At 43.7% G+C, this 11,765-nt stretch carries 7 protein-coding genes; 4 read left to right on the top strand and 3 right to left on the bottom strand.

The features are described from left to right. The first annotated feature begins 78 nt into the window (after positions 1 to 78). The 3 genes from ACT3CD_RS07785 to ACT3CD_RS07775 all read left to right on the top strand — a co-directional run bounded on the left by ACT3CD_RS07785 (position 79) and on the right by ACT3CD_RS07775 (position 3,427). Positions 79 to 615: an RNA polymerase sigma-70 factor gene (locus ACT3CD_RS07785; RefSeq protein ID WP_444644526.1), complete on the top strand. Its 537-nt coding sequence runs from the start codon at positions 79 to 81 to the stop codon at positions 613 to 615. 24 nt (positions 616 to 639) lie between these two features. Further along, positions 640 to 1,617, top strand: a complete 978-nt coding sequence (locus ACT3CD_RS07780; RefSeq protein ID WP_444644524.1) for a FecR family protein — start codon at positions 640 to 642, stop codon at positions 1,615 to 1,617. Positions 1,618 to 1,921: 304 nt separating this feature from the next. After that, a complete protein-coding gene (locus tag ACT3CD_RS07775; RefSeq protein WP_444644522.1) occupies positions 1,922 to 3,427 on the top strand; it encodes a carboxypeptidase-like regulatory domain-containing protein in 1,506 nt (501 codons plus the stop codon). 74 nt (positions 3,428 to 3,501) lie between these two features. Here ACT3CD_RS07775 and ACT3CD_RS07770 read toward each other — a convergent pair whose 3' ends face one another. Beyond that, on the bottom strand, positions 3,502 to 3,741 hold the full coding sequence (locus tag ACT3CD_RS07770) for an acyl carrier protein (protein WP_444644520.1): 240 nt from the start codon (positions 3,739 to 3,741) through the stop codon (positions 3,502 to 3,504). Positions 3,742 to 3,955: 214 nt separating this feature from the next. On the opposite strand from ACT3CD_RS07770, the gene ACT3CD_RS07765 reads away from it, so the two are divergent. Continuing rightward, entirely contained in the window at positions 3,956 to 4,402 is a 447-nt protein-coding gene (locus ACT3CD_RS07765) for a DUF4494 domain-containing protein (RefSeq protein WP_444644518.1), read from the top strand. Between the two features lie 260 nt (positions 4,403 to 4,662). Here the strand turns inward: ACT3CD_RS07765 and ACT3CD_RS07760 are convergent, their stop codons facing one another. After that, positions 4,663 to 5,655, bottom strand: a complete 993-nt coding sequence (locus ACT3CD_RS07760) for a tetratricopeptide repeat protein (RefSeq protein WP_444644516.1) — start codon at positions 5,653 to 5,655, stop codon at positions 4,663 to 4,665. A 77-nt stretch (positions 5,656 to 5,732) separates the two neighbouring features. After that, on the bottom strand, positions 5,733 to 11,627 hold the full coding sequence (locus ACT3CD_RS07755; protein WP_444644514.1) for an alpha-2-macroglobulin family protein: 5,895 nt from the start codon (positions 11,625 to 11,627) through the stop codon (positions 5,733 to 5,735). Positions 11,628 to 11,765: the final 138 nt, after the last annotated feature.

Below are 11,765 nucleotides of genomic sequence, written 5' to 3'. Positions count from 1 at the left end.
TTTTTCTTTGTTGCGATGTCTTACTTTTATAGAAGGTTTAGCTATTACAAAATTGGCTGACTCGAAAATTAAGCAAGCGTGAAATATGATTCCGATTCTATTTTAGCACAGAAAGTTGCCGCTGGTGATGAACGGGCTTTTGAAAGCCTGTTCCGGAAGTTTTATGCCGCAATGGTAGGACTGGCACTGCGCTTTTTGCACGATAAGGATGCTGCTGAGAATATTGCTCAAGCTGTTTTTGTGAACTGGTGGGAAAAACGGTCGCAATTAAATATAAATACACCGGCTTCGTACCTGATGATGGCTGTACGTAACAGCTGTTTGAATGAGTTACAGCAAAAAAAGCGTTTTGTGAGAGATGCGGGGATGATTGATATTGTAAGCACCGATGAGCCTGATACGGATCATAATATGATAGAGAAGGTTCAGAAAGTTATTGGTATGATGCCTTCGCGTCCGCAGGAAATATTTAGATTAAACAGGTTTGAGAATCTTCGGTATAAAGATATTGCTAAACAAAAAGGGGTTTCGGTAAAGACCATAGAAGCATATATGAGTCAGGCATTGAAATTTTTACGTGAAAATTTGCCGTTGTATGTAATGGCGGATAACTGATGTGTAACTCAACGTATATAAACCATGGAACTGTTGGAAGATAAGACATATGAATTGATGAGCCGCATTTTGGCGGGTGAGGCATCACAGGATGAAAGAACGGTGCATGAGCGCCGGCTTAAAGATGCCGGTTACCGGCAAATGTGGACACAGTGTCGCATGGCCTGGCAGTTGGGACACGAAGCCATGGTGCAACAATCTGTTGATGTGGACGAAGGGTGGCGACATGTGAAAACGACACTCCATCAGACAGAGTTCAAAGGCTCTTTGTGGCAGCGGTATTTCCGGGTGGCCGCTGTAGCTGCTTTGCTGGTGTTCTCTTTGGTTATGGGGGTATGGTGGTTTTCGGGTGTTCAGGTTCATCCCGTAGAGGTGATTGTTGCCGACGCAAAGCGGGATGTGGTGCTTCCCGATGGTTCATCCGTTACGCTGAAGCAGGGCAGTACCCTACAGTATCAATCAGATTTCGGGAAATCTAATCGTCAGGTGTCGCTCACTGGAGAGGCTTTTTTTGATGTGTCGCCCGATGTTATTCATCCCTTTATTATTGAAACCGGGGCTTTTTCTATCAAAGTAGTAGGAACCTCGTTTAATGTTCGCACCAATCTTGATGGATTTTCGAACGTGGATGTTGATGGTGGAATTGTTGAAGTCGCTTTTAAAAGAAACAAGGCGGAAGTTATCCGTCTTCAACCCGGCGAAGCCTTGATGATGACGGCCGAGGCAGATGAACCCAAAAAGCTGATTGCCAGTAAAAATAACTGGGCCTGGAAATCGGGGCAGCTGAGCTTTCGAAATGAAACGCTGGAGCAGGTCTTTATGGTTTTGCAACGTAACTACGGCTGGTTATTTCGGGTCGAAGACGCTTCAATACTTGAGGAACAGATGGGGGCCGAATTCTCAGAGTCGGATCCTGATTATGTATTGCAGGTTATTTGTAAAACATTTAATCTGGAAGCTCATCGCGAAAACAACATTGTGACATTGGTCCGTCGCAATTGAGGTGGTATTGATGTGAGAATTGTGCCGGATCATTGTCCATCGTGATTAGTGTTTGCCTATAAAGTCAGGTGTTTGGACTGAATAGCTCAAATTCAAGGATCAGAATAACGCAGCATTTGGCCTTTTCTTGCAAAGACTATTTAGAGTCTTTCCATAAACAAAGTGTTTGAAATATAAAGTTCAAATTCAAGGCTTGCGAAGTCATAAAAATCAAGGAGTTTACTTTTCGTAAATGACTGTTTTTATGACAAGCGTAACGCAGAAGTTGACTTTATAGACAAACACTCATTATCTTTAGTGTCTTATGGCGATGCATCAATGGTCTGAAAAATTATTAGAATTGTGGAATCGTTTTATACTGCGGATTTTTATTTTCATAGGGATCTTTGGCGGTATGGGCGTGTGCGTTAATGGTCAGACAGCCGGCACTGGGTTTCGATTCGATAATATTACGGTGGCACAGGTGATGGACTCTCTTACCAGTCGTTATCAGTATCATTTTGCGTATGATGTTAATGCCATCAATCTCGATTCATTGGTTTTTGTTTCAATTCCGGCAGATAATGTTTCATCCTGGATAGAATCTTTTTTTTCGGATATGGGTACCGATGTGTCTGTGAGTCACAAACAGGTGGTGATCGGTAAAAGGTCGGCCGTCTTTAATACGGATCAGGTCATTCGGATCAGTGGCAGAGTTATTGGTTTGGGTGAGAATCGGCCGCTAGAGATGGTTAATATAGGTGTGGAAGGGGCGCCTATTGGAACAGTGTCTAATACGCAAGGGTTATTCCAATTGCTGTTGCCGGTACCATTAGCCGGTCGCGATATGATTTTTTCTTCGTTGGGGTTTCAGTCGTGGCGGATCAAGGTTCCTCATTCCGATACGACATTGGTGGTTAAGCTGACCGAGTCTTCTATTCAATTACCGGAAGTTAGGGTGTTGTACAAAAATCCGAAGGTTATAATGGAGAAGGTTGTCGCGCATATTACGACCAATTATCCGGGTAATAATTATTTGATGACCGCTTTTTTTCGGGAAACAATAAAGCAGGATAGCCGATATGTTGATGTCTCGGAGGCGGTGCTCGAAATTTTTAAGCCATCGTACCAACATGATGCGTCGGAGCAGGTTCGGTTTATTCATGGACGTAAGGGGGTGGTGACAGGCAGTCGCGATTTGGTTCATTTTAAGCTGGTGGGTGGTCCATATCTTTTTTCGCAACTTGACGTGGTGCGTAATCGTAATTTTTTACCCAACAATAATTCTGTGTACAAATATACGTTTAATGGTGTCGACCATATTTTTGACCGTTATGTGTATCGTATTGGTTTTAAACCCATCGATTCGTCCGGAGATCTGATGTATACCGGAGAATTTTTGATTGATTCGGAGTCGTTTGCAGTGGTGAGTGCTCATTTTGAGCTGACGCCTGCTTCGGTGCGCAAAAGTCGCGACTACCTGATAAAGAGAGATGCCCGCCGCTTTAAAACGCGCCCTTTTTATGCCCGTTACCGGGTTTCTTATCGCCCCCTTAACGGTCAATGGGTTTTGTCGGGCGTGAAAGGAGAGGTGAGCATGAAAGTGGTTGACCGATCGCGACGTGAACGCACTGTTTTTAGTACTGTTTCTGAAATGGTGGTGAGCGATATGATGGTTTGGAATGGCCGACGGCCTTTTAAAAACGCTGAAACAGTTGGTGCGTCTGATGTACTTGCCGAACAGCTGGGCGCTTTCGACGCTTCTTTTTGGGAAAATTATAATATCATACTGCCCAACGACGACTTACGCAATGTATTTCGTACGCCATAAAAAAAGCTGACGGATTTTGGCCTGTCAGCTCTGTTTCTTCACAAACCGTGCTGGGATAAATTTGCTATGTCAGATTAGGCACAGCGTTGTTGAAGATACTCAATGGTTGATTGTACTGAATTTATTTTTGGTAATGATTCGTTGTCGATATTCAGATCGAACTTGGTTTCAAGATAAAAAAGGAAACAGGTCATATCTATTTCGTCCATCATCATGTCGCATGAAAAAGATGCATCTTCGGCAATCCGTTCTCTGGGCATACCTGTTTTTCTCAGTACTTTATAGAGATTTCTGCGAATGGTTTTGTTATTCATTGTTCCTGGTATTGATTGAAAATAATCTTTGATTTTGTTTCGTTGTTTGTATGACAATTTTTCCATCTATTACACGTAACTCTTTTTGATTTTTTTTTGTGTATAAATGAGATTTTTCAATTTTTTTGATTTGTTGATAACACGAAGCGTTTAAACGGGGTTTTTATTTGACGGAAAGTTATCTTTGCCGGGTAACTAATATAAAAATTGCATTATGAGCAACTGGTTTGAGATAAAAGTGAAATACGTTAAAATAGATGAGAAAAGCGGCCTTGAAAAGAAAGTTACTGAGCCCTATTTGTTGGATGCCGTTTCGTTTACTGAAGCTGAAAGTCGTATACATAAGGAGTTGGAACAGATGATAAGGGGGGATTTTCAGGTGACCAATATCCGAAAAGCCAATTATACCGATATTTTTCCTTTCGAAAATGCGGATCGTTGGTATAAATGTAAAGTTAACTATGTCTCTGTTGACGAAGAGGCCGGTAAGGAGAAGAAGATTTCTTCACAAATGTTGGTGATGGGCAGTGACTTAAAGGAGGCTTACGATAATTTGATGACTTCTTTGTCGGGTATGACCATTGATTTTGATGTGGTGGGAATTAATGAAAGTCCGTTGATGGATGTATTTCCTTATTTCAGTGATGAAGAGAAGGCCTAAGTGACAAATTCTTTTTTATAGCCGAAAAATATCCGAACTACTTTAAGTTTGTATGACTGCGATTGACTGTTTAATGATTAATGTATTCTGTTTTTATCAAATTTTGATTGTCAGTCAATTCTAATGATATCTGCGGAATTTAACGTAATTGTTGAATCTGATTGAGATTTAATAAGCAGGAACGTATTATCCGATGACTACCACGCCAGGTTTAAGTCATCGGATTTTTTTGTTTAATACAGAAATTTGGAATGCGGTTTTTACAATCCAAATTCCCATACCGTAATCCAGTCGGCCATCATTTGATACTGATCAGGATATTGGGTGATCCAGTTTAACACATCGGCCTGGTTACGGCTGAAGATAATATGTTGCGTCAATGCTTCGTCAAAGTCCATTTGAGCCGCTTTGGCAAAGAAATCGGTATAACTGCTCCATAAGGCAGCCGATGGGTTTATTTTAGCGGTTTGCAGGCTTTCCATGAAGGCTGTTAATTGTTGTGTGAGCCATTGGTAGTTATCCGAACCTTTTTCTTTTTGGATGGGGATGAAATTGGTGGTGAGGTCACTGTCGGCTTTATTGATTTTTGAAATATTTTGGCTGTTACCGGCCCAGTCGTTTAGCATATTTTCAATGACAGCCAGAATGTCGGGACTCTCCGGCGTGTTGTGATTGAGCATGAGATAATACAGCAGTGGTAGCAGTGCTTTAATGTTTTCTCCTTTGCGATACATCTGCTCACCCAACAGTAGGTGTGCAGGGCTGTAGGCCGGAGCAGAACTGACAGCCCTTAGCAGGTAATCTTCCCCCTTTGTTTCGTTGGTATGAATGGTTAGACGACCGGCATGATAGAGCAGTAAAAAGTCGGTAGGATATGCTGCCAGCCCTTTTTCAATCCACTGGTTCATAGGTCGGCTTTTGCCTTTTGCTTCGTAGGCTAAAACACCTGCCAGCCAAGCATTGGCAGAGGGATGTAGCTTGTCTTTACGGGCTTTTTTAGCATAGTGAATGGCCTGTTTAATATCGTTTTTTTGCACATAGACCAAAGCCATGCCGCCCAACACTTCGCCGTCGTTTAGCCCCATTCGCTGTGCGGCATTTAATTCTGTTAGTGAAGAATCTATCTCGCCGTTATCGAGGTAGTTTAATCCCATTTTTTTGTGCGTCAGGGCCTCTGTTTGTGCCTCTATGGTTAGTGTACTTAGAATGAATAAACTGAAAATAATGGATTTACAAATGGTTGTTTTTCTCATTAGAACTGAAGTATTGGTTGTTATTATTGACTGGTTTGTTGAACTACCGCGATATTTGTGTTATTCTATATGATTTTTTATTTCACGTCTAATACCGTGCCATTTCCATGACCTGCAAATTCGGGTGCATAGAAACAACTAACGGTGGTTGGTACGTTTGTGGCTTTTCCTTTCATCGAGATAACGGCCTGCCAGGTGATAATTGATTTGCCCTTTGGCAGATGATCGATAAAAATAGCCATGCCGGCATCTGTAATGGATTGATAATAGCCTAACCCTTGTTCCCAGTGATAGCCCGACGTCTTATCGATGGGTTCCAAATTGGCTGCCCGCGGGCTTTGTACATGAACGAAATCCAGTTCCTGCGGTGCTTCTATTTCTATGCGCATCATAATCCGGTCGCCTGTTGTCAGTACGGTTTCATCCGTAACCGGGAGCCATGCTTCGTGATTGTTCTGAAGGGTGCGTCGGTACAGTTGGTTTTTTACCTGCATAAAGCCGCCATCAGTTACTTCCGCTGCCGGTTGAAACCAGGCTAAATGAAGAGAGGCCCACGATGGAGTATTGGTCTCTTTTTGGATGGTAATTCGTCCCATTTTTGACTGTATTTCATTGCCATGCCATGCCTGGCTGATGAATCCCGTGCCTGTGACAGCTGCCTCTGTTTTAAGGGTGGTGTTCCCCAATTTTATTTTATCGTTGTCTGATACAGCAAAATAGTCCGTTTGTGATTGTGTTAATCCGTATATGGCTGAAACTGTAGCTTGTGTTGTACCCCACGCTTGACTTCTTTTTTGATTGATGAGCCAGTTTTCCATCAGTTTAATAACCCGATTTCCGGGTGTTATTTCGCGGAATGCCTCCAATGCGGCGATGTGTGTTTCGATGGGCGACTGATACCAATAGGGCCCTGTCATATTTTTAAAGAAGGCCTCGTGATTGGTATTCTCAATGAGATGTTCTTCCAGTGATTGCAGCATTCTATGGCTTTGTTCTGTCGCACCATTACGGTGCAGTATCGTGGCGATCATGGCTTGCAAACGTAGATTATCGTATGATAAATTTTTTGTCAGCCTATTCATCCAAAAGGGATGATCTTCTGTTTTATCATAAAAACTAAGTGCGTAAAGGCTTCTGATTATATTGTTTGAGATGCCGGCAATTGTGTCGCGGTGGGTTTCTTTCATCTTTTTTTCTTTGTCATTGAGGTCGGCCTGAAGCCAGTCTACCGATTTTTGAACCAAAGCCGTTTCGTTGGCATTCAATGAAACGCCGGCTTTTAACAGATAGCCAAAGCCTGTAATGATGTTGATAGTGGTCGATTGGGACGGCGACATGCCATTGAACCATGCCCATGCCCCATCGGGTTGTTGGTTATTCTTAAGGCGGGCAATGGCTGATGTCTGTATGGTTTTCAGATAATTGTCGTCAGCCATAGCAGCCAGCCGGCGGCGGCGTTCGGTATCGTTCTGTGCCTCAGTTACCCATGGTGTGGCCATGAGAAGGGCCGATTTTAATTCCTGATTTCGCTCCATTGCCGATGTGAGGGCATCTTTATCAGCTGGCAGTGAACGCCATAGTTTTAGCACTTTTTTGATGTCTGGGTTTTGGTTTAGTATGTTGTTGGCCATGGCAGCAGCAAAGTAACGGTTGAAGATTTGGTCGTTGCATTCGTATGGCTGTTCGTTCAGCCAGGGAAGGGCATCGAGCATTTCCCAGACCGCATTGGCCGTATAGGTAAAGGTCAGGTCTTCAAATTGTCTGTTTTTTGATTGAGTGAGTGTTTCCATTGTGAAAACATGTTTGCCTTTGGTATTGATCGTGATGGGCAAAGTTTCTGTTACTCTCACTTTAGCCGGAAGCACCGGGATGAAATGGGTTTCACCATCTGTGAGATGGCCGGTTGTGGCGCTTATGGTTAGTTCTATCCCTTTACTGTTTTCAGGTACCTTTACCAGCCACCTGACGGTGGTTGATTTCTTGGCCCTGGCCTGCCATTGTATGGTGCCGGGCGTTGATTTCAGTTCTTTTTCTGTAATCGCATCTTTTATGGATAAGCAGGCGGTTCCCGATAATGAATCTTCGCTGTTGTTGATGATGCTGGTGGTTAGCCAAAGCTGATCACCTTCGCGCATTACCCGTGGCAGGTTGGGCATTACCATTAAATCGCGGGCTGTTATAATATTGTTTTCGGTGGTTGCCGATACGCCATCGGTGCGGTGGGCCAATGCCATAAAATGCCATCGGGTGAGGCTCTCAGGCATGGTGAATGAGAATCGGGCGATGCCATTGCTGTCGCTTTCAAGAAACGGGAGAAAGAAGGCCGTCTCCTGAAGCTGAGTGCGAGGTTGTATTGTGGCAGGAGCAGAAGGTGGAGGTGGCGGCGATACCTGCTCCTGTCTGGTGGCCGGAACAATGTCCAGCTCTTCTTCTATTTCAACGTCATCCTCAACCATCATGAATAACGTTTCGTCACCCCTGCTTCTTTTTAGTGATGGAAGGCCTCTTAATTTGATTTGCCGATTGTTATTTCTTGTGTATGAATAGGATATGATTTCCCAGAATAAGGTCGGATAGTTTGCCGGCTGAAAGAAAGGGAAGGAAGGCGAGAAGTCGCCCCATACGCCCGCGTTGCTGAATCCGTTTGCCTGCCATTGGTTGCTGTTTCTGGTCACCGTGAAAGGATTGAAGTAGATCTGATGAGGGGAATACGCATCCAGAGAAGCGTCGTACATCAATGCCATAACTTCGGTGCTGACGGGTTTTTTCTGCCCATCGGTAACAGTTAGTTCCCATGTTTCCTCGCTGCCCGGTAATGTTTTGTCTCTAAAACTGCTCAATTCAATTTTTTGCTGGTGTGCGGGGTCTTCAACGTCAATCCATTGTGAGGCTTCATAGAATCGGTTTTGGTACACAACAGTGGCCTGTACGTTTATGGCGCCAACCATTTTTGACGTCACCGGCCAATTGATGGATTGCCAGTTGTTGTTTAAAGTAAACCAGTCGTCATAAATTGTTTCTCCGTCCTGTGTTATGTTGATTCCGGCATAAGCATTGGGATACACGCTTCCCATCATAGCGTGAATGCTGTCGCCCGGGTTCAGTTTTTTTTGTTGTATCAGAAGCGTGATTGCCTCGTCCAACGGATAGGTGCTTTCATGGCTATTGACTGTTTTAAACAGAGTTGATTGTTGTATTGTGTCGCCTGAAACATCTTTAACAGCGATGTTTAGTCTATAAATACCGCTTTCGGTTATGGGCAGAATTATTTTTTTGCTGCCATTTATGTTCGCTGATCCGGCAAGTATTTTTTTTATGGTTTCATAGCCGGACGCGTCATCAGTTTTGGTGGTGAAAGGCGTTGTTTTGGTCAGGATGGTATCCGGCAACGACCAATAACGTTGGGGTTTTGGCGTGTTGCGTGGTTGCAATTGTTCAACTTCATAGCTAATTGTTGCATCGGTTTCTTCGTTGCTAAAGTTTTTGAGAGTGATTGTTGCCGGTATTCCTGCTTTGCCCGGGTTGAGTGTTAATTGCGGAATGTTTACCGCAGGAACAATGGCCGTTTTGTTTAAGCTAATTGATTGCGTTGCCGATTGTGTTTCTCCGTTGGGTGCAGTAATATCAACTGTAACAATAAAATTTTGAGCCGACGAATACACCTTTTGTTGATTTGAAATGGCTTTAAATGTAATTTCTGCCATCCCTTTGTCGTTGGTTTGCGTGTTACCTGTAGCTACAGGTTGGGGATGACTGCGATAGTATGGCCATTGAAAGGTATGTCGTTCGACTTTCCATGTGACTTTGGCGTTTTGCACGGGTGCCCCGGTGTAGGTCAAAGCCATCGCCGTTGTTGTGATGGTGTCGCCTATGGTGTTTAAGCCCCGGAAAGGGGTGAAGGTTACTTCTATTTTAGGCCGTTTGTATTCTTCCACCATAACGCCGGTGTTTCCGTCTTCCGATTGAATGGAGAAACTGCCGGTGAGAACATCTGAGGGTAACACAAATTGCCCGGTAACCGAACCGTATTTGTTGGTTCTGAGGTTTTGTTCGGTTAGTTTGTTGCCGTTCACATCCTTCAGGTGGATGTTTATGGTTTCTTTTTCCAGAGTCCGGGCTTCTTTGCCGTTACTTTCCATCAAAATGCCTTTGAAGAAGATGGTTTGGCCCGGCCGGTAAATGGCCCGGTCGGTGAATAGGAATAGCCGTCGGTTGAACGAGGTTTTTTGATTTTCGGGATAACGTGGTCGCCAGTAAAAATAGGAAAAAAAGCGGTCGTCATTTTTTGATAGGCTAAGGAAATAGCGGCTGTAGTTTTTGTTTGTCTCTAAAATGCTTTGGCCTTTTTCATTGGTTGAAGGGTGTTGCATCATCTGGTTGGAATCCTTGCGCCAGGCTATTTCGTAGCTTGTGATGGCGACCTCATTTACCGGCATGCCTGAGGTTCGGTCCAGAACGGTAATTTGTTTCCTGTTGTTGATTTTGTTGCGTTGGAGGAAACACAAATCAGATTTTTGGAAGTTGAAAATCTGAAATACTTTTGTTTGTTTGAATTGACCTGAAAACGGTTGATGTGTCACAACCAGTGCATAATAACCGGGTTTTTGAGGCCCGTTAACAGTTAGTTCGGCTGTATGCGTGAGGAAGTCCTTTTCATCGGGGATTGTCACTGTTTCACGCCAAACCGGCATGTTTTTTTCTATTTGGTGCTGCGTGTCCAGCGAGTTTAATGATTTGGTGATTTTAAGGTTTAGCGCACCGAGGTCGTAAATGTAAATGTAGATTTTATTCGTGTTACGATAATTAATGAACAAGGGAATGGCGCTTCTGACCGGAATAACCGATTCGCCAGCAATCGTTATTTCGGGTTTTGTGAGGTTGTTTAACAGGTTATCAGCCAGACGGGCGCCCTCCGAACCGGGGTTTTGTTGTTTGGCCTGCATGGCAAGATCCCATATCTTACGCTGCGTTTCGGCGTTTTTTTCGTCGGTGGGCATCTCATCATACAGTTTGGCCAACTCATATAGTACAGAGCTTTGCAAATCTGTTGTTTTGGCTTGCTCTGCAAGTTGTTGCAGCGTTTTTTCTACCAACGAAAAGCCCGATTCGCCAGTGTAAATATCTTTCATCCACTTAATCCGGTACAGGTCGGCATCAATAAAAGCCGCTTTTTCAGGTTGCTGTAGTCTGTAGGTCAGCCATTCTTTCAGGATGCTGAAGCCAATAGCAGCGGGTTGCCCGGTGCTTGTTCCCGGTAATTCAACAGACAAGAACTGGTTGGTACTGCCCAAAAGTTTTTTGTCGTCGAAGACGGGTTCCTCATCGGTGGGTAGGGTGAATAAATTACCCGATATAAGCGTCTCGGCGGCTTCGACCGCTAACAGGTCATAAAGCGTAGGCCGCAGATTCATCTTTTTTTGGTCGGGGCTTAGCAATCGTTTGTAGGCACTCGTGTTTTCATTTTGCAGGCGTTGAGGATTACGTAATGATTTCACCCTATGGTCGATAATTTTTTTTGTCAACTCCCGGAAGGTCATGTCTGAAATGTGGCGACTTCCGGTGGTGGCTTGTTCGGTCTGCATCAGTTGCCAGCGTTGATTGTTGAGGTATGACTGATAGAGTCTGGCCAAAAATGCGTGCATCAATTGTTGCGATGGTTCCCATAATGTTTCTATGTCGTTCTCCATTTCAATCACCATTGAGTCCAGAGTGATTGCTTCAATGTCGTTGCGCAGCTGAAAGCGATATACCAGTGATTTAACAAAATCGGGCGTGTTTCGGCTTGCTTTGCTTTGTCGGTATATCTTATCAACTTGCTGAAAGGCTGATTTTGGCAGGCCTTTTTCAATCAATGAGTCGGTTTTTTGCCAATTTGCATCGTTGTTTTGAGGCGTTTTAACGGTTCGCGATTGTGCGCCGGTAAATTGTAGCCATACAATCAGAGAAATGAGTGTGAGGAGCAAACTTTTCATGGGTAGATATTTGTTTGGTGCAACGTCATCCAATTTTATGTCTGTTGTTTTGTAAATTGGTTTGTTTCACCAAATTTAGTGAAACTATTGGTTAACATTGGCAAATATTGAACCATAAAAGAAATAGGGCATGTTGGC

This window comes from Geofilum sp. OHC36d9 (genome assembly GCF_052400685.1).
GTDB lineage: Bacteria > Bacteroidota > Bacteroidia > Bacteroidales > Marinilabiliaceae > CAZHHH01.
This window is presented reverse-complemented; position numbering and strand designations above follow the sequence as displayed.

What these genes read in the sequence shown, in the direction of transcription:
- ACT3CD_RS07755 (WP_444644514.1), bottom strand. Translation starts at nt 11,627, where the DNA reads ATGAAAAGTTTGCTCCTCACACTCATTTCTCTGATTGTATGGCTACAA.
- ACT3CD_RS07775 (WP_444644522.1), top strand. Translation starts at nt 1,922, where the DNA reads ATGGCGATGCATCAATGGTCTGAAAAATTATTAGAATTGTGGAATCGT.
- ACT3CD_RS07760 (WP_444644516.1), bottom strand. Translation starts at nt 5,655, where the DNA reads ATGAGAAAAACAACCATTTGTAAATCCATTATTTTCAGTTTATTCATT.
- ACT3CD_RS07770 (WP_444644520.1), bottom strand. Translation starts at nt 3,741, where the DNA reads ATGAATAACAAAACCATTCGCAGAAATCTCTATAAAGTACTGAGAAAA.
- ACT3CD_RS07780 (WP_444644524.1), top strand. Translation starts at nt 640, where the DNA reads ATGGAACTGTTGGAAGATAAGACATATGAATTGATGAGCCGCATTTTG.
- ACT3CD_RS07765 (WP_444644518.1), top strand. Translation starts at nt 3,956, where the DNA reads ATGAGCAACTGGTTTGAGATAAAAGTGAAATACGTTAAAATAGATGAG.